The following is an 18439-nucleotide window of genomic DNA, read 5'->3' on the forward strand; positions in this document are numbered from 1 at the left end:
TCGACATGCTCAAAAGGCTGTCTCTCCGGTTAGAGACAGCCTTTTTATTCATTCGACAAAACTCGATGGAATCTTTTTCAGCTTTTGACAGATTTATCGGTGTACAACCGATATAATATCCCTCAAACAGGAGGGATTGCTGGATGCATCTTTACTATGTCTATGCTGTCAAAGAGGAAATTTCCAAAGAATATTATTATAAAACCGAATTATTATTCCGTTTTTTTCAGGAATACCATAATCAATCTCATAAAGATTTATATAAATTGCAATTCAGCTTTATCACTAAGCCGTTTCCCGAAAACTCCCTGGTGTGTTTATTGAAAAAGAGTCCGAAATATAATCAGAGGAAACTGGTAGAAGGTGAAAAGGTAACGAAATGGGTTGAAACCCGTGGTATAATAGAGATAACAAAAGAAATGTGTCTTATACAGTGTAATAGTTTCATGGAAGCGGAACAGATCCTATTTCAAAAACTCCGTATGATTGACCGCTGCTTTTTCATTGCAGAATATCATTTTAAGCAATATGGGTGGATTTCCCCTCAAAGGAAAGAAATGCTATTATAGGTACGTATGTAAAAAAGACAGGTAAGTAAAATAGCACACGTTTCTTACAGGAGACATGCTATTGTATTCTTGTGTCCATTTTACTATACTGTATAAGAGACAACATGAAGGAGGAAGACGGAGAATGAGCTTGGGTATTGTATGGGTAATCATCATTGCCATCCTGGCGCTTATCGGTGGTGTAGCCCTTGGGTTTTTCATTGCGAGAAAGTATATGATGAACTATTTGAAGAAAAACCCTCCTATCAATGAACAAATGTTACGTACGTTGATGATGCAAATGGGGCAGAAACCATCACAGAAGAAAATCAATCAAATGATGCGTTCCATGAATAATCAACAAACCAAATAACATCAAAAACCTTCTTTCTGCTGGAGAAAGAAGGTTTTTTTACTGTCCAGGAAATTTTATGTTTTCTTTAAGTAGATAACTTTAAGTGGTGGGTCACATCCAGCTCCAGCGACTGCTCCACCTCGAGGTCTTAAGCTTTTGGGATGAGCAAGGCGCTTGCACTTTTGTTCCTGGCTGCTATTCGATAGGAGAGCTGGACTTTTCGTAGCGGCCGTTGAGCCAATATTTGATATTAGTCAATATGGAGAAACTTAAAAAGAAGTTTACAGCCAAGACAGAAGCAAGCAAGGAATAATTGTCAAAATAAATCATCTCGTAACCTTTGATTTCCATAATAACCAACGTTTGAATAATCAAGAAAACAAAGCTCATCACCAGGGAAACAGCTGTCCGAACCATAACGCACCCCCAACTTTTATTTTCAATTCTTCCTGTGGTTACTTTAACTATAGAATAATTTCACAAAATGTTCAATTTTTAAGTTTCGTATTTCTTAGGATTCTAAGCATAAATCATATAAAATAAACAAGCGCATGATGGCTAAATCACAGAGTATGGTATGCTAGTTCCTGGTTGCTCTGGTACCAAACTATGGATTTTGCCAGGATTCTATATTAAAATTAGGACTATCTACGTCATAAAGGAGTTACTGCATGATGATAAAAACAAATGATTTAATTCTTAGGACAGCCACAACTTTGATCGCCTTCATTTTGCTCGCATTTTCTATCTACTTGTTTTTTGCCGGACATAACAAACCAGGCGGCGGTTTTATAGGCGGATTGATGACCTCCACAGCAATTGTATTGATGTATATGGCATACGGAATGAAAGCTGTATCTAAAATTATTCCGATCAATTTTCGAGTCGTTATCCCTATAGGACTTTTGATCGCGATAGCTACCGGAATAGGCTCTTTCCTTTTCGGCCAGCCTTTTTTAAGCCAGACATTCGCTTATTTTCAGCTGCCGATTCTCGGAAAGACAGAACTTGCAACAGCACTGCTTTTTGACTTGGGGGTATATTTGACAGTCATAGGCGTTACAATGACGATCATTTTAACAATCGCCCAGGATTATGGAGACGAGGAACTTTCCTGATAGCCTCTGCAGAATGAAACCAGGCTAAATGACGGATACGGGAAAGCTGTATTTTTTGTAAAACGAATGCATGGAAATGAGTGGATTGAATATGTTTTGGTTGATAGCGAGTACACTTGTAGCAGCGTTCATGGCCACAGCTATGATTTTTGTCAGGATGAGGGCTTCCCGTCGTCCTGCCAGTGCTAAAAAGATTATATTACCACCGCTCTTTATGAGTACAGGAGCATTCATGTTTGTTCTTCCTATGTTTCGTGTCGAGTGGATACAGGTTTTGGAAGCTGTAAGTGTCGGGGCTTTGTTTTCTGTGTTTTTAATAAAAACTTCCAACTTCGAAATAAGAGAAGGGGAGATCTATCTGAAACCTTCCAAAGCCTTTATGTTCATTTTATTCGGTTTACTTGCTCTAAGAATAGTATTGAAATTAGTAATCGGACAACATGTATCCTTTGGTGAAACAAGCGGTATGTTTTTCTTGTTAGCCTTCGGGATGATTGTCACCTGGCGGGTTGCCATGCTGTACCGTTACTTGCAACTGGAAAAATCATTGTCCGAAAATAAAATAACCTGCAAAGAAAGCCTGTCCAGAACTTAAGTAGTCCGGGCAGGCTTTATGTTTGTTCATGGAACAAATATTGATAAGGGGTCAGATCTATATTCTTTTGTTCCAGTGTTTTGATCAGAAACTTGTGGTCCCGCTTCGGTGTTGCAATAATATAACCTTCGATTATAACATCCTGTGTTATTTTCTTTCGGTTTTTTTTCAGGGCTACTTCCCCGATTTTACTTGCAATCTTTTGACGTGCGATATCCCGGAATAGTTCTGGTACTGGAGAAACCAGTTCTTCTAATAATTGCTTATCAGTCTCTCTCCACATATGTTTGGTTTTTTCTAAGTAATACTCTTCCCAATCCATATCGGATTTTCCATCTTCTTTTGGAAGCCGTTTTAAAAACTTCCGGAACATAAAGAAGCCGCCGATACTCAGCAGGACAATCATGATGATGACCCAGCCAATTATGAATGCTGCAAATCCTCCTGACATAATACCACCTATTTCATCATATATTCATAACAATCAGGTTTTTAGCGCGAATAACCATGACAAATTAGGTCTAAAGTTTTACCTGTTTGTCAGATTATAGTATGATTAAATTGGAATACTTGGCGGGACTGTGTGGGAATCGAACCCACCTGAGACGACACGCGCCTCACAAGCAGTTTTGAAGACTGTGGCCTGCACCAGCATAGCAACCAGCCCCATTTAGGTAACATAAGACATTATAAAAGCTGCGTGCTCAAATGACAAGCTTTTCATTTCCGTATGTTTTTCTCATTTAAATTACATTCTACAACTTGATGTAGCTTTTCAAAGTAGGATACTATATATTTAGATAGAAAGGAAGGGGCGGGTAGAATGGGTAACCATGACCTTGGATCATCTGACCAGCAGGGAGAATTTACTCCTTATACATATGTTAATTATTCCTCTCTACCCGATTGTTTTCAGTCGTGGATTGAACATAATGCAAATGATCTCGTGACGATTTTTGATTTAGAAGGTAATATCAAATATATTTCTAAATCGGTGACACGGTGGTTAGGGTTTGAAGTAGATGAAGTCCTGCATTCCAAAGCGGGGGACTATCTTCATATCAAAGATCATCATAAGGTACGGGATCTGCTTGGACAAAAGCCGGACCAGACTCATCACACGAATTTATTAGTGAAAGATAAAAAGGGCCGATATTTACTGATGCAAACAATGATAGCCAGAAGATTCAATCCAGAGGACGGCAACTCTTATATACTGACCATTGCCCAGCATATAACGGACCATAATATGATGGAAGAACAGATGATGCAATCAGAGAAGATGACAGTGGCCGGACAGTTGGCTGCCAGTGTAGCCCATGAAATCAGAAACCCGTTGACTTCATTAAAAGGGTTCCTTCAGTTGCTGCAGGCAGGGATAAGTAAGGAAGAGGAATATTATAAAATCATGTTAGAAGAAATCGAAAAAATGGAGTCTGTCACTTCTGAATTGCTGTTTGTTTCAAAACCAATGACTGATGAACGGACTAGTGAATCGCTGAAAGAAATGCTGGAAGACGTAATCACTTTAATGAATACACAGGCCAAAATGCAAAGTATAACGATAAGCACGGATATACCAGCAGGAATTTTCATATTTTGTGATCGATCACAAATCAAACAAGTCTTCATCAATATTATTAAAAATGCCATTGAGGCCATGCAGGAAGGCGGACTTCTGGAGATTAAAGTCAGCCGTAGTGAGAACCGGGCGTATATTGATATCATTGACGAGGGCCCGGGGATTCCAGAAGACCTGGGAGAAAAAATAGCCGAGCCATTTTTTACAACGAAAAAAAATGGCACCGGCTTAGGGCTGATGATCAGCAATCAAATCCTGGATAAACATAACGGGTACATGGAAATCCACCCGAATGCTGATATCGGAACAACTTTCCGGCTTGTATTACCGGCTGAATGACACGTTTGCCATGCAAGCGTGTTTTTTCTTATGGATTGCAACCCAGGTGAAAGAAAAGAGGGATATTATGTTGAAGCGTTATTATACGATTGGTATGGCCGGACATATCGATCACGGGAAAACAGCGTTGACGAAGGCTTTGACAGAAGTGGATACCGATCGTCTGAAAGAAGAGAAGAGCCGCAATATTTCAATCGAACCAGGTTTTGCCCCTTTGAAATTGCAGAACCTTGCTCTGAATGTATCGATCATAGATGTGCCAGGACACGAAAAATTCATCAGACAGATGATAGCAGGGGTTGCTGGTATTGATTTGGTTATCATCGTAGTAGCCGGGGATGAGGGCATAATGCCGCAGACCAGGGAGCATATGGATATTTTATCCTTCCTCGGCGTGGAAGAGGCAATATTGGTTGTCACAAAAGCTGATTTAATTGATAAGCAAATGAAAGAATTAGTAGCAGAGGACATTCGCTCGTATATAAATGGGAAAAGTTATCAGCATTCGGAGTTGCTATTTATCGATAGCCTTTCCGGAAAGGGAATTTCCGAGCTGGAACAGTTGATTGAAAAGAAAGTTGCTGTCCAGCCGTATAGGGACACAGCAGGTTCCTTCCGTATGCCGATCGATCAGTCTTTTACTATCAAGGGACAGGGAACGGTGGTCAGGGGGACGATTTATGAAGGAAGTCTGATGGCTGACGATCCAATCACTATACTTCCCGAACATAAGAAAGCCAGGATCAGGCAGATCCAAGTTCACCATGTACCAGTGGAGCAGGCATTTGCAGGGCAACGTGCGGCCGTTAATATTAGCGGTATTGGGAAAGAGGACGTTAAGCGTGGAGATGTTATGGTGAAAAATGATGCTTTCCTGGTTACCCGGACTCTGGATGTACGTATGAAATTGGTTGATGAACTCCGTTATACAATCAAACAGCGAACCCCAATAAACGTGTATATTGGTACTGCGGAAGCTGCTGGAAGATTAGTGTTTTTCGATCGGAACGAGGTGACGGAGGACACAGAAGAAATATTTTGCCAGCTCCGATTAGATGAACCGATTGTTGCGAAAAGAGGAGACAGATTCATTCTTCGCAGGCCGACACCAGTAGAAACAATCGGAGGGGGCGTAGTGATCGACCCAAATGCAGGCAAGCATAAATTCAGTCATGAGACGATCGAAATGCTGAAAGAGAAAAGCAGGACTACCCCATCAGAATTATTGGAAAACCTGTTACAGACGTACAAATGGATGAATATCCAGCAGTTACTAAAAGAGACTTCCATGGATACAGCACAATTAGAGAACCTCTTAGCTTCAGAAATAGACGCGAAACGGATCAGGAATGTTAATAAAGGTTTTATACTCGTTTCGGAAAGTGAGCGAATGCTTAAGGACGTTATGGAGCGTCTGAAAGAGTATCATCAGCTGTACCCGCTCAGGGCAGGTAAAAATAAACCTGAGGTAGTAACGCAGCTTCCTGTAAAAAAATCTGTAGGCAGTCCGTTGTTAGATGCCTGGATAGAGAGCGGTGAATTAAAAGCAACAGGACCATTTGTGGCGCTTCCTGAATTTTCACCATATATACCGGAAAAATGGTCGAAGCGGATGAATTTATTAAAAAGTGATTGGATCACCGATGGACTTCAAGTGAAAGAATGGAGCGATTATGGAGCTGAACATGGTATACCGGCAGAATGGATGAAAGAATTACGTATGTTCTTTTTGCAACAGAATGCAGCCTGGGAAATAAATGATAACCTTATTGTTCATATAAACCCGATTCGCGATCATTTCCAGCGGCTTTACGAGATGACAGGAGATGAATTTTCTTTAAAAGAAGCCAAAGAGTCTTTCCAGGTATCGCGTAAATACCTTGTTCCTTTATTGGAGAAAAGTGATGATTATGGAATGACCATCAGGGCGGAAAGTGTCAGAAAATGGTTGAAGCAACCTGAAGTGTATTTTAATTCCGTACATGAACAAGAGGCTGACTAGGAAAAGTTTTTCCCTTAGCTCAGCCTCTTTATTATGGATGGACCCTGATCATTATTGTTTCTTGTTCTTTTACGTCACCGATTATAGCAGCGGTTGTATCAGCTATTCGGTTAAATGAATCAACATAGGCTTGAGCTTCATCTTTCGGCATAGAAATCAATAATCCACCAGAAGTGATAGCATCACATAAAATGAGCTGTTGCGCTTTTGTCAGCTCTTCGTGGTAATTGATACGCCCTGAAAGCCAGGAGTGATTGGCCTTTGAGCCACCAGGGACTACTCCATTTTCCGCCAGTTCCACTGTCCTTGCAAGTTGTGGAACCTGGCTGTAAGAAATATCGAAACTAACTCCACTGCCCTCGGCCATTTCAGACGCGTGACCTAAAAGGCCGAAGCCGGTAACATCGGTCACTGCATTTACCTGATAGTCAGCCAGAAGTTCGGAAGCCTTTTTGTTTAAAGCGGCCATCGTATCAGTTACAAGCTGCTTTTCGTGGGAATCGAGCAGATCCCTCTTTATAGCAGTGGTGTGGATGCCGACGCCAATGGGCTTGGTAAGGACAAGGACGTCACCAGCTTTGGCGGTAGAATTTTGAAAGATTTTTTCCGGATGGGCAATACCTGTAACAGCCATGCCGAATTTTGGTTCCTGGTCATCAATCGAGTGTCCTCCAATGATGTCACCACCAGCTTCAGCCATTTTATCCTGGGCTCCCTGCAGAATCCGGGCTAATATTTCCGGACCTAATTTTTTAATGGGATAACCGACGATGTTAAGACCGGTTTTGACTGTACCGCCCATCGCATATATATCACTCAAAGCATTAGCGGCAGCTATTTGGCCAAAATCGTACGCATCATCAACGATCGGTGTAAAATAATCGACAGATTGAATCATGGCTATCTCTTCTGTCAGTTTATATACACCTGCATCATCATTCGTGCCGGAACCTACTAAGACATTTGCATTTGCTTGAGGTGTGTTGATTTGTCGCAGCACGTGCGACAGGTCTTCAGGACCGATTTTGCATCCTCAGCCAGCTTTCGTCGATAATGTGGTCAATCGGATGATTTCTTCTTTACTCATCATTCCACCTCCTTAATCCTAGTATAATATACGGTGATAAGAAGAGAAAATCCAGGCGCATTTCGGAACCGCTCTGCACAATTGAAGAGCGGTCATTTTAATTATAGCTTAAAAATGGATATACTGATAACTGAATAAGGGAGAGGAGGATACAAAATGAATGAATTGCTGCGGCAAATACCTCCCGTACATGAACTGCAAAAACAGGCTGCCATAGTTGCTATTCGGAAAAAACACAAAGTGACGGAAAAATTATGGACGCAATGGATACAACAAGCCGCTGCCTCTGTCCGACAAGACATACTAAATGGTGAGCAGATACAAGCGGACAAATTTACAGATATCATCACCAGGAAAGTAAAACAGGCTGCAGAGCTATGGGAACGGCCTATGTTACATAAAGTAATCAATGCTACAGGGACTGTGCTCCATACCAATCTCGGCAGAGCGAGATTAAGTGAAAAAGCGATTGCCCGTGTATCAGAAGTGGCTGGAAATTATTCCAATTTAGAGTACGATGTTGAAAAAGGGAAGCGAGGGTCACGCCATACGATATTGGAAGAACGTTTAAAACATATAACCGGAGCAGAAGCAGCGATGGTAGTCAATAATAATGCCGGGGCAGTCTACCTTGTGTTAAGAGCATTGGCTAAAGGAAAGAAAGTTATCGTATCACGGGGAGAACTGGTAGAAATAGGCGGAAGCTTTCGTGTGTCGAAAGTGATGGAGGAAAGTGATGCAGTCCTGACTGAAGTCGGAACTACCAATAAAACACATCTTTTTGATTATGAGGAAGCTATCGATGAACATGCTGCCATGATCATGAAAGTGCACACGAGTAACTTTTATATGGAAGGGTTTACGGAATCACAACCGAGCTCAAGCCTCGTACCGTTAGCAAAAGAAAATCATTTGATTTTTTATGAAGATTTAGGCAGCGGCTCGATTGTGGATTATCAGTCCAGACATATTGGCAAAGAACCAGTAGTAAGCGATGTGCTGGCCACAGGAGCAGATATCGTATCATTCAGTGGGGACAAATTATTAGGAGGACCGCAGGCTGGTATCATAGCGGGAAAAAAGAAATATATCGACGTATTGAAAAAACATCAGCTGGCACGAGTGCTTCGGGTAGATAAAATGACACTGGCAGCCCTGGAAAGTACGTTGCTGGAATACGACCGGGAGGATCTTTCAGAAGGAAATTCCGTTTATCGGGATATTATAAAAACAGCAGAGGAAATAAATACAATTACCGAAGTCTTTGTAAGAGATTTGGGATCTTTACAAAAACTGAATGTTGAAACTCAGGTACATCCTTCCAAAGTTGGAGGGGGGACCATGCCGAAAGTCGAACTTCCAAGCTGCGGTATCCGTGTTACATCGCCTGAAATGGCTGCTCATGAGATTGAAAAGTTTTTACGTATGTACCATCCTGCGATTATTGGACGCTTCGTTGATCATGCTTATTTTCTCGATTTCCGTACCGTGGGAGAAACGGAAATCGAGATATTAAAACAAGCTATGCAAGAGCTGGACAATTACATGTCATGAGAAGCGTGCTTTTTTTGACGGGAATGGTTGCGGTTTTTCACTTTTTTTGAACCTTTTAAGGGTTGGTTTGGTTGTTTGTCTTTTCTTGAGTGTGTCAAAGTTATCGCTCCTTTCTTACTTAGGATTTGAAATTTTGTATAGGGATATGTATGGAAAACTTTTGGCTGGTGCAAGCTATTCAATACAACCTGGTTTATCCCCTGATTTTTATTGCCTTGGTTTTCCATAATGCTGTTTTCCTTTAATAAAGTTCAAAAAAAGAGGTGTCTTTGTGAGTTATTACCAAAACAAACAAGAAGCATTTCAACATGCATCCAATAAAGTCCATGAAGCAGAACGTACTGCTGACGATGTGATGATGACCATTCATGAAGCAGATTACGGCACAGAGCTGGCTCATTTAAAAGAAGAAGTGAACCAGGCCTACCAGCAAGTTGAAAAAGCATTGACAGTTGCAAGTGAGCATCAGGAAACGCAATTGAAGTCCTATAAAGAACAGCTGGACAAAATAAGAAATCAACTGCTTTAAAAAACAGACGCTTACGGCGTCTGTTTTTTAAGTCTAAGAATATTTACTGGTTTTTCTTTTTCTTTTTATTGAACATTCTTTCTTCCGCGGTCAATGGTTCACGCGGGGTTTCTTCTTGATATCCTGCACCGCCACCTTGTGCTTTTGCGTCATTCATTCCTGGTCGTACATGGTTCGCTTTTCTAGTTGTCACCGTCGCCACCTCCTTCCCATATCTATAGTGTGACAAAAATTGACCAATTTAATTTACTTCTAAATCGTTTTCATTTACAATGATAGATGCATATTTGTGAACTTTTTCTGAAAAAAGTAACAAATCGAATTTATCGAATAGTGTAATCCATTGATTGAGCACTATTCAATTCCATCTGAGGGGGTAAGAGGAAAATTGGCAAACAATAATGCTTACAATGCAAAAAAACAATTTGAACTCAATGGTAAGTCCTACAACTACTACCAACTGAAAGCATTAGAAGATGCTGGATTAGGCAAAGTTTCACGGTTGCCTTTCTCCATCCGTATCTTGCTGGAATCATTGCTTCGTCAACATGATGGCCGTGTCATCAAAGATGAGCATGTGGAAAGCCTTGCAAAATGGGGTACGAAAGATGCAAAAGGGGAAGACGTACCTTTCAAACCGTCTCGTGTAATCCTGCAGGACTTTACAGGGGTACCTGCTGTGGTTGACCTTGCTTCATTACGAAAAGCAATGGTTGATATGGGAGGAAGCCCGGAAAAAATCAATCCTGAAGTTCCTGTCGACCTTGTAATCGACCACTCTGTCCAGGTGGATGCTTATGGTACAGAAAAAGCATTACAAGTAAATATGGAGCTGGAATTTGAACGGAATGCAGAGCGCTATGAGTTCCTTCATTGGGCTCAAAAAGCCTTTGATAACTACCGTGCGGTTCCACCAGCGACTGGTATCGTCCACCAGGTAAACCTCGAATACCTGGCTAATGTTGTACACGCTGTTGAGAATGAAGACGGCGAAACTGATACTTATCCTGATACACTTGTCGGTACTGACTCCCATACAACCATGATCAATGGTCTAGGTATCCTTGGCTGGGGTGTCGGCGGTATCGAAGCGGAAGCAGGAATGCTTGGTCAGCCTTCTTACTTCCCTGCACCTGAAGTTGTAGGTGTCAAGCTGAAAGGAAGCTTCCCGAATGGAACGACTGCTACTGACTTAGCTTTGAAAGTAACCCAAGTGTTACGTGAAAAGAAAGTTGTCGGTAAGTTTGTTGAATTCTTCGGCCCTGGTCTTCAGGAAATGCCGCTTGCAGACCGTGCAACCATTTCTAACATGGCTCCTGAATATGGTGCAACTTGCGGTTTCTTCCCGGTAGATGGGGAATCCCTTGATTACCTGCGCCTGACAGGACGCAGTGAAGAGCAGATCGAACTTGTAGAAAAATACTGCAAAGAGAATGATCTATGGTATTCTCCAGAACTTCCAGATCCGGAATTTACAGAGCTTGTTGAAATCGATCTTTCCGAGCTGGAACCGAACTTGTCTGGTCCTAAGCGTCCGCAGGACTTGATTCCACTTTCTAAAATGAAGGAATCCTTTAACCAGGCGTTGACAGCTCCGACTGGCCCTCAAGGCTTCGGCTTAGATAAAGACGAGATCGAAAAAGAAGTTACTTTCGACCTGGATAACGGAAAGACTACCACAATGAAGACAGGTGCGCTGGCTATCGCAGCGATCACTTCCTGTACCAATACCTCCAATCCGCACGTCATGCTGGGAGCAGGATTGGTAGCTAAAAAAGCGGTCGAAAAAGGCTTGGAAGTTCCTGAGTATGTCAAAACTTCCCTTGCACCAGGTTCTAAAGTGGTTACACGCTACCTGGAAGATTCAAACCTGATGGAATACTTGAACCAGCTAGGTTTCAACCTGGTCGGTTACGGTTGTACTACATGTATCGGTAACTCCGGTCCATTGAAGCCGGAAATCGAAGAAGCGATTGCAAGCAGCGACTTGACTGTCTCTTCCGTACTATCCGGTAACCGTAACTTCGAAGGACGTATCCACCCGCTTGTAAAAGCGAACTATCTTGCTTCACCACCATTGGTCGTCGCTTATGCGTTAGCTGGTACTGTGGATATCGATCTGAAAAACGAACCGATCGGAAAAGATAAGGATGGCAACGATGTATTCTTCCAGGACATCTGGCCATCCCAGGAAGAAGTCAAAAAAGAAGTTGCACGTGCTGTAACTCCAGAAATCTTCCGCAAAGAATACGAAAATGTATTTAACTCCAACGAAAAATGGAATGAAATCGATACAACCGATGAGCCATTGTACGATTGGGACAGTGAGTCTACTTACATCCAGAACCCTCCATTCTTCGAAGGACTGTCTGCAGAACCGGATACAGTTAAGCCATTGAATAATCTCAGAGCTATCGGTAAATTCGGTGATTCTGTAACGACTGACCATATTTCACCAGCTGGTGCGATCCCGAAAGATATGCCTGCCGGTGAATACTTACAGGAAAAAGGCGTTTCACCACGTAACTTCAACTCATATGGTTCCCGTCGTGGTAACCATGAAGTCATGATGCGTGGTACGTTTGCCAACATCCGTATCCGAAACGAACTGGCTCCAGGTACAGAAGGCGGCTATACTACTTACTGGCCAACAGAAGAAGTTATGCCGATCTATACTGCTGCTATGAAATATCAGCAGGATGATACAGGGTTACTTGTCATTGCTGGTAAAGACTATGGTATGGGAAGCTCTCGTGACTGGGCTGCCAAAGGTACTGACCTTCTTGGCATCAAAACAGTCATTGCAGAAAGCTTTGAACGGATCCATCGTTCCAACCTTGTGATGATGGGTGTACTGCCATTACAATTCCAGGATGGCGACACAATTGATTCTCTAGGTTTAACCGGCCGTGAGACATTCAACGTCGAAGTTGGAGAAAACGTCAAGCCTCATGATCTTCTAGATGTGACTGCAGTTGACGAAGAAGGCAACAAAAAAGAATTCCAGGTTGTCGCACGCTTTGATAGTGAAGTGGAAATCGATTACTACCGCCATGGTGGTATCCTGCAAATGGTACTCCGCAATAAGTTGAAGTAATTAAAAATCCGCATAGCCCATTGGCTATGCGGATTTTTATTGCAACTCTCTGTTAAACATTATTTATTTTTCAACGAAAAGTCGAAGACTTGATTTCGAGATATTGTTGGAGTTGAGGGGCTTCGGGAAACGATTCGCTTTCCGTGGGCGTGTGCTGAGTCTCCTCAGGCTCCGCCTTGCGGGGCCTCATCTATCACTCAGCTCCCACAGGAGTCTCACCGTTTCCCTACGCCCTTTGCCATAGGAAACTCTCGAAATCACCCTTATGGAAAATCAGCAATAATAATAAAGAAGATTTTGGGACCTCTATATTCTTTAAAAATGCGACAACATGAAGGATTTAGTATGCATTCTTTCTCTTTTTTTAGGGTCCGTTTGTTACGAATCTGTCTGGATGGGAAGGGAAACGGCGAGACTCCCGCGGGAGAAGGGGCTAGGCGAGATCCCGCAGGGCTTTAGCCCGAGGAAGCTTGCCAGGTCCCCCGCAGGAAAGCGAGTTGTTTCCCGTACCATCCCATCCTTTCATGGTAACGGACCCACTATCTCGAAACTGAGTCTTCCATAAAAGGGAGCTTAAGTGTAACAATGAGAGTTAACGGGCCATTACGAAAACGAAAGTGACAATTATTTAAAGCGTAAACAATCTTCTTTACTTTTGCAGCCTGCAATCTTATCATCATTATGGAAGCAAGGTTATATTCATAAAGGAAGTGAACACCATGGTTAAGCGCTTGGGAATAAGTATCCTGGTATTAGGTTTGGTCGGTTATGCCATCTACAGTTTTACGGATAACGCAAATGAAGAAACAAGCGGGCCAAATGAATATAATGTATCAGGAGATACAAGTCAGGAAGGCACTGGAATAATGCCTCCCAACACTCCAAAAGGTATACAAGAGGGTGAGCATGCTCCGGACTTTAAATTGGAAACCGTAGAAGGCGACACACTCCGTTTGTCTGATTTACAAGGAAAAAAAGTTTTTCTTAATTTTTGGGCCACTTGGTGTCCTCCTTGTAAAAAAGAAATGCCTGAAATGCAAAAATTTCATGAAAAATTTGGAGATGAAGTCGAAATCGTTGCGGTGAATGCCACTACAACAGAGACGAGCACAGAGGATGTAAGAAAATACCTGGAACAAGAAGGCTATACTTTCCAGGTTCCACTTGATAAAGAGAACAAGGTCAGTTCGGACTATCAGGCGATAACCATTCCGACTACTTATTTCATAGGAACGGATGGCGTCGTCCAGCAACCACGGCAGGTTGGTCCAATGAGCTATGACTTCATGGTAAAGATGAAAGAAAAATTAGAATAAGGTATATTATTTTCACAATAGGGAATCCTTGCTAATAAAAGGAGAGATTCCCATGGCTAAAAGGCGTAAACCTAATTTTCAGGACCTCGTCAAAGAAAACCGGAAACAAATTTTATCTGATCACGAACTGATTACGAAAATTGAAACAAAGATTGATGAACGACATAACCAAAAATTACGTTCTTCCTAAGGAAGAAAAAAGCAAATCATCCAAAAGGATCGGATTTGCTTTTTTTATTTTTCAGCATAAAAGCATGATCGAATGCAAATATTATTCGTGACAGATAGAAGGAGGTTCTAGTGATGAGCAATCCGAAAAAACACGCTCAAGCTTTCACACCAAGCCACTTAGGCACACAGCCGCGGGAGTCTGAAGTTAATAATGGTAAGAAAATGGAAGTTAAAACAGATAAAGAACCTAAAGTTATCCAGACAAAAGGAAAGAAATAGGAGGAATTCTTATGTCTCATCAACATCGTCATCCGAATCCAGATGACCGTAGTGATAATTTAGAAAAATTACAGCATATGGTGCAGGATACCATTGAAAATATCGAAGATTCTCATGATGCTTATCCGATGGCAAATGAACAAGAAAAACAGGCAATCGAAGCAAAGAACAAACGCCGGGAAGAGTCCATCAATGCAATGCGCAGCGAAATCAAAGATGAAGCACGTAATAGTAAGCAGTAAAATAGTAACGTCCTTTCCATCCGGAAAGGGCGTTTTGTGTTAAGTGCACGATCGTCTACATAGTCGTCCAGTTATGATAAAATAAACCAATGAATCAAAAGGAGGGGTGTTATGGATACAGCATTGATTAAATCCAATTTGCAGCACTGGAACACAATAGATGAACAACCTCCAATATCAGAAACGGCAGCTTTAAAACTGATGGATGATGAAGGAGGAAGTGAAAAAGATTTTAAAGCCCTCCTTTACGTGGTCTTAGCGTATCATCGGATCAGACGACGTCCGCACGAGGATCGGCTGGCTGACTATTTCATCGATCAGGCAAAAGCGATGAAACATCACCATCCGTTATTAACCCAATTGAGCGAAGCAAAGAAAGTGATTAAGGTTTACCATCAACTTAGCAGAGTTCGTTTCGAAGAGTGGACGTTGCATGAAACCGACCACCAGACTGCAAAAACGAAAAAAGCGAATAATATCCATGAACAAGTCAGCCAGCTTTTAGAGGCCTGGGATTCTGAGCTGGTGGAGAAAGACATTGTCGATGCGGCCAGTGGTCGTTTAAAACTATATCAGGAAAGCTATCATCATCTCACAGAATTGAAAACGATTCTTGAAGAAGCGATTGAAACGATCGAGAATAGAAGGATTCGCCTGCCGGTAAGTGCGATCAATGAAAAAACCAGGATCATCAATGATTATCGAGATGAGCTTTACAAGCGTCTACCGGTATTTCTGACAGGTGATGAACAACAGAATGCGTTAGTTGAATTGGATAGTATGATTGGATTAAAAGATGTAAAGAGTTATATTCACCGGTATTATCATTATTTGAAATATCAGCAACAAAGGAAAAACCTGGGCTTCAGCATGGTGGACGAGCCTGGTCTTCATATGATTATGACAGGCAACCCGGGAACGGGAAAAACCACCCTGGCCAGATTATTGGCAAATATTTATTATGAACTAGGTATTCTGGATACCAAAGAAGTAGTAGAAGTCAATCGTTCTCACCTCGTAGGGGCCTATATCGGCCAAAGTGAAGAAAACACCATGAATTATGTAAAGCAAGCAATCGGCGGTGTTTTATTCATCGATGAGGCATACAGCTTAAGCAGAGAAGGGCAGACAGGCAACGATTATGGCCAGGCTGTCATTGATACGTTGGTGTCTGCGATGACCAGTAAAGAATATGGTGGAAAGTTCGCTGTGATCCTGGCAGGTTACCCGGAAGAAATGAGACAGTTTTTATGGTCAAATCCTGGTCTCAGGAGCCGTTTTCCAGAACAAAACCATATCGAGCTTCCTGACTACCAGATGTGCGAACTTCTCGAAATAGCGGAAATCAGCGCGATTGAAAACGACTACTTTTTTACCGTGAGTGGTTTAAAACAACTAGAAACTCTTATCGATCGACACCGGGTCGATGATTCTTTTGGAAATGCTCGAACCGTCAAAAATCTTGTATTGAAAATTATTTTTAATAAGAGTGCCTACTTATCAGAGGAAGACCATCACGAATGGATTGACCATATGCGCCTTACCAAAGAAGATGTACAGCTTGAAGATGACGAAAAAACGGATAGAGAAGAACCTCTCCAACAGCTGGAGGAATTGATTGGTTTAGGGAACATAAAAGATGAAGTGAAAAAGCTCTCTGCTTTTGTGAAGATCCAGCAAGAGAGAAAAGATCAAGACCTGCCTCACGTACCTATTCAATTGCATTCTGTTTTTACAGGAAATCCTGGAACGGGGAAGACGACAGTCGCTGCTATTTACGCGAATATATTAAAACAATGTGGTTTGTTAAAACGCGGTCATATGATAGTTATCTCACGAAGTGACCTTGTTGCCGGTTATGTAGGGCAGACTGCTATGAAGACTAAGAAGAAGATTCGCGAAGCACTGGGTGGTGTCCTGTTCATTGATGAAGCTTACTCTCTATATAACGGCGGCCGGGATGACTTTGGAAAAGAAGCAATCGAAACACTTGTTGATGAAATGACACGCCATCATGAAAATTTAGTGGTCATCTTAGCAGGGTATCAAAATGAAATGAGACAATTAGTGAACAGTAATCCAGGACTTACTACAAGATTTAAGAAATATTTCCACTTCCCGGATTATAATCCGGAAGAACTGTTAGCGATGACCAAGTATCAGTCATCTTCCTACCAGTATCATTTAGACAGGGAAGCGGAAGCGTTCCTGTTTACACGTTTTCAAGAAGAAGAAGTGAAAGGCAATGGCCGGTTTGTTAATAATCTGATCAACGAAGCAATTCAGTTCCAGGCACTGCGGATTGAAGACAATAACAAATCTTCCATGGATCTTTTAGTTAAAAACGACTTTGAGCAGGCGTGGAACACAGTTAAGGGGGAATTTTGATATGAAGAAGACAGAAACACCGATCCGTGTAAGATACCAGGAAACAGACCAGATGGGGGTCGTTTATCATGCTAATTATCTGGTTTGGTTCGAACTTGGACGAACAGATTTTATTGAAGCACTGGGTTTCAAATATCATCAGATAGAAAAACAAGGCGTTGTTTCCCCCGTTGTGGATGCCAATATACAATTTAAAAAACCGATAAGGTATGGGGAATCTGCTTATGTTGAAACCTGGCTGGAGGAGTACGATGGTCTGCGTATTACGTACGGTTACAAAATTTTCAACGAGCAGCAGGACCTTGCTGTAGCTGGTACAACAAAACACGTTATAGTTAAAGAAGGAAGCTTTCGGCCTGTATCGATTCGCCGTTCATTCCCGGAATGGCATGAAGCCTACATGGATGCATTGGAGCGCTGAATATGGCATTCGGTGTGAATCGAAATGAAGTAAGGCAATGGAAGGAAAAGGTGAGCAAAGGAGAAATTGCTTTTCTCACTCACTTTTGGCTGGATGATCGTTTTCCAGGCTGTGACACGGTGACCAAAGTAGGTTGCAGTGACCTTGGGAAGCTTGAACAATGGGGCTTCCAATATGGATTGAAACCACAATGGATACATCAGGACGAACGATTCCCTCATTATGATTTGTTTGGTGATGTCCAGGCAAGAATTCTTAAAGCAGAAGGTATTTGGGCACAATTAAAACGATTCAACATCGAGTAAACGGGTATTATAAATTCGTTCCTGCACTCTTCGTGTATTGGACCAACGGAGAGCAGGCAAGTCTATTTAGGAGACAGTAGATTCCTTCCTGTTTCAAGTATTAATTAAATAACGGAAGAATACATGAAAAAAAGCATTAAATTGCAGGGCAATTTAATGCTTTTTTAATGGGAGACTGGCAACAAGGCTGAAAATAATCTTGCATTCAGACATAATGGAATTCAGGTTCTTCCCAGGTAGAATTGTAATCTACCTTCAATGATTTATCATCAAAATACCATGCGTCTGACTCTTCGACAAAGAAGGTAATTCCATTAACTTCTGTGGAGGTATGCGGTTCAGCAGGTTCCTCCAGTTGAATAGCTAAAGAGAACCCTGGCTGCAGACCACCTGAACCACCGTAACGCACTAAAAAGCGTAGTGCTGCATCTTTTTCAATATCGAGTTCATCTTGATACCATTTTGCTGCTTCTTCTGTTACTTCAATATTCATAAATTCAACCCCTATCCT

22 protein-coding genes and 1 tRNA gene are annotated in these 18439 nt (G+C 41.8%); 16 read left to right on the forward strand and 7 right to left on the reverse strand.

From position 1 onward, the window contains the following. Positions 1–143 precede the first annotated feature (143 nt). Both sirA and P855_RS0106890 read left to right on the forward strand, forming a co-directional pair. The gene (gene sirA, locus P855_RS0106885) at positions 144–569 is read left to right on the forward strand and encodes a sporulation inhibitor of replication protein SirA (RefSeq protein WP_028782880.1); all 426 of its coding nucleotides are present in this window, start codon (positions 144–146) and stop codon (positions 567–569) included. A gap of 124 nt (positions 570–693) precedes the next feature. Further along, positions 694–921: a YneF family protein gene (locus P855_RS0106890; protein WP_028782881.1), complete on the forward strand. Its 228-nt coding sequence runs from the start codon at positions 694–696 to the stop codon at positions 919–921. 177 nt (positions 922–1098) lie between these two features. On the opposite strand, the gene P855_RS20620 is transcribed toward P855_RS0106890, so the two are convergent. Further along, entirely contained in the window at positions 1099–1320 is a 222-nt protein-coding gene (locus tag P855_RS20620; RefSeq protein ID WP_051353108.1) for a hypothetical protein, read from the reverse strand. A gap of 257 nt (positions 1321–1577) precedes the next feature. Here P855_RS20620 and P855_RS0106900 point away from each other — a divergent pair, with 257 nt between their 5' ends. Continuing rightward, entirely contained in the window at positions 1578–2021 is a 444-nt protein-coding gene (locus P855_RS0106900) for a Na(+)/H(+) antiporter subunit B (RefSeq protein WP_037985926.1), read from the forward strand. Between the two features lie 91 nt (positions 2022–2112). Next, positions 2113–2616: a CcdC family protein gene (locus tag P855_RS20625; RefSeq protein ID WP_037985694.1), complete on the forward strand. Its 504-nt coding sequence runs from the start codon at positions 2113–2115 to the stop codon at positions 2614–2616. Positions 2617–2632: 16 nt separating this feature from the next. On the opposite strand, the gene P855_RS0106910 is transcribed toward P855_RS20625, so the two are convergent. Together P855_RS0106910 and P855_RS22040 are read right to left on the reverse strand one after the other, a co-directional pair. Further along, positions 2633–3070 (reverse strand): DUF2621 domain-containing protein, encoded by a 438-nt coding sequence (locus P855_RS0106910; RefSeq protein ID WP_028782883.1) that lies wholly within the window; start codon positions 3068–3070, stop codon positions 2633–2635. 117 nt (positions 3071–3187) lie between these two features. Further along, a tRNA-Sec gene (locus P855_RS22040) sits at positions 3188–3284 on the reverse strand. A gap of 155 nt (positions 3285–3439) precedes the next feature. Here P855_RS22040 and P855_RS0106915 point away from each other — a divergent pair. Together P855_RS0106915 and selB are read left to right on the forward strand one after the other, a co-directional pair. Beyond that, positions 3440–4537, forward strand: a complete 1098-nt coding sequence (locus tag P855_RS0106915; RefSeq protein ID WP_028782884.1) for an ATP-binding protein — start codon at positions 3440–3442, stop codon at positions 4535–4537. Beyond that, complete coding sequence (gene selB, locus P855_RS20630; protein ID WP_051353109.1) at positions 4491–6539, forward strand: selenocysteine-specific translation elongation factor; 2049 nt, start codon at positions 4491–4493, stop codon at positions 6537–6539. The genes P855_RS0106915 and selB overlap by 47 nt, the downstream gene beginning before the upstream one ends. A 31-nt stretch (positions 6540–6570) precedes the next feature. On the opposite strand, the gene selD is transcribed toward selB, so the two are convergent. Continuing rightward, entirely contained in the window at positions 6571–7626 is a 1056-nt protein-coding gene (gene selD / locus P855_RS0106925; protein ID WP_084315636.1) for a selenide, water dikinase SelD, read from the reverse strand. 156 nt (positions 7627–7782) lie between these two features. Between selD and selA the strand changes: the two genes are divergently transcribed. Beyond that, on the forward strand, positions 7783–9180 hold the full coding sequence (selA, locus tag P855_RS0106930; protein ID WP_028782886.1) for an L-seryl-tRNA(Sec) selenium transferase: 1398 nt from the start codon (positions 7783–7785) through the stop codon (positions 9178–9180). Here the strand turns inward: selA and P855_RS22490 are convergent. Continuing rightward, positions 9168–9278, reverse strand: a complete 111-nt coding sequence (locus tag P855_RS22490) for a small acid-soluble spore protein P (RefSeq protein ID WP_235062617.1) — start codon at positions 9276–9278, stop codon at positions 9168–9170. The two genes, selA and P855_RS22490, sit on opposite strands and share 13 nt — an antisense overlap. 173 nt (positions 9279–9451) lie before the next feature. Between P855_RS22490 and P855_RS0106940 the strand changes: the two genes are divergently transcribed. Then, positions 9452–9709, forward strand: a complete 258-nt coding sequence (locus P855_RS0106940; RefSeq protein WP_028782888.1) for a hypothetical protein — start codon at positions 9452–9454, stop codon at positions 9707–9709. A gap of 43 nt (positions 9710–9752) precedes the next feature. On the opposite strand, the gene sspO is transcribed toward P855_RS0106940, so the two are convergent. Then, on the reverse strand, positions 9753–9902 hold the full coding sequence (gene sspO / locus P855_RS0106945) for a small acid-soluble spore protein O (protein WP_028782889.1): 150 nt from the start codon (positions 9900–9902) through the stop codon (positions 9753–9755). Positions 9903–10097: 195 nt separating this feature from the next. Here sspO and acnA point away from each other — a divergent pair, with 195 nt between their 5' ends. The 8 genes from acnA (at position 10098) to P855_RS0106985 (ending at position 17928) form a co-directional block, all read left to right on the forward strand. Beyond that, positions 10098–12806, forward strand: a complete 2709-nt coding sequence (gene acnA / locus P855_RS0106950) for an aconitate hydratase AcnA (RefSeq protein ID WP_028782890.1) — start codon at positions 10098–10100, stop codon at positions 12804–12806. A 719-nt stretch (positions 12807–13525) separates the two neighbouring features. Then, the gene (locus P855_RS0106955) at positions 13526–14122 is read left to right on the forward strand and encodes a redoxin domain-containing protein (RefSeq protein WP_028782891.1); all 597 of its coding nucleotides are present in this window, start codon (positions 13526–13528) and stop codon (positions 14120–14122) included. 52 nt (positions 14123–14174) lie between these two features. After that, a complete protein-coding gene (locus P855_RS21745; RefSeq protein WP_084315637.1) occupies positions 14175–14312 on the forward strand; it encodes an FbpB family small basic protein in 138 nt (45 codons plus the stop codon). 113 nt (positions 14313–14425) lie between these two features. Beyond that, positions 14426–14572 (forward strand): acid-soluble spore protein N, encoded by a 147-nt coding sequence (locus tag P855_RS21750; RefSeq protein ID WP_062446020.1) that lies wholly within the window; start codon positions 14426–14428, stop codon positions 14570–14572. A gap of 11 nt (positions 14573–14583) precedes the next feature. Beyond that, complete coding sequence (tlp, locus tag P855_RS0106970) at positions 14584–14814, forward strand: small acid-soluble spore protein Tlp (RefSeq protein WP_028782892.1); 231 nt, start codon at positions 14584–14586, stop codon at positions 14812–14814. A 111-nt stretch (positions 14815–14925) separates the two neighbouring features. Next, entirely contained in the window at positions 14926–17202 is a 2277-nt protein-coding gene (locus P855_RS0106975) for an AAA family ATPase (RefSeq protein ID WP_028782893.1), read from the forward strand. 1 nt (position 17203) lies between these two features. After that, on the forward strand, positions 17204–17623 hold the full coding sequence (locus tag P855_RS0106980; protein WP_028782894.1) for an acyl-CoA thioesterase: 420 nt from the start codon (positions 17204–17206) through the stop codon (positions 17621–17623). Between the two features lie 2 nt (positions 17624–17625). Continuing rightward, the gene (locus tag P855_RS0106985) at positions 17626–17928 is read left to right on the forward strand and encodes a hypothetical protein (RefSeq protein ID WP_028782895.1); all 303 of its coding nucleotides are present in this window, start codon (positions 17626–17628) and stop codon (positions 17926–17928) included. Positions 17929–18133: 205 nt separating this feature from the next. On the opposite strand, the gene P855_RS0106990 is transcribed toward P855_RS0106985, so the two are convergent. Next, complete coding sequence (locus P855_RS0106990) at positions 18134–18421, reverse strand: HesB/YadR/YfhF family protein (RefSeq protein WP_028782896.1); 288 nt, start codon at positions 18419–18421, stop codon at positions 18134–18136. Positions 18422–18439 lie beyond the last annotated feature (18 nt).

The sequence above is a fragment of the Thalassobacillus devorans MSP14 genome, from assembly GCF_000496835.1.
In the GTDB taxonomy this organism is placed as follows: domain Bacteria; phylum Bacillota; class Bacilli; order Bacillales; family Halobacillaceae; genus Thalassobacillus; species Thalassobacillus devorans_B.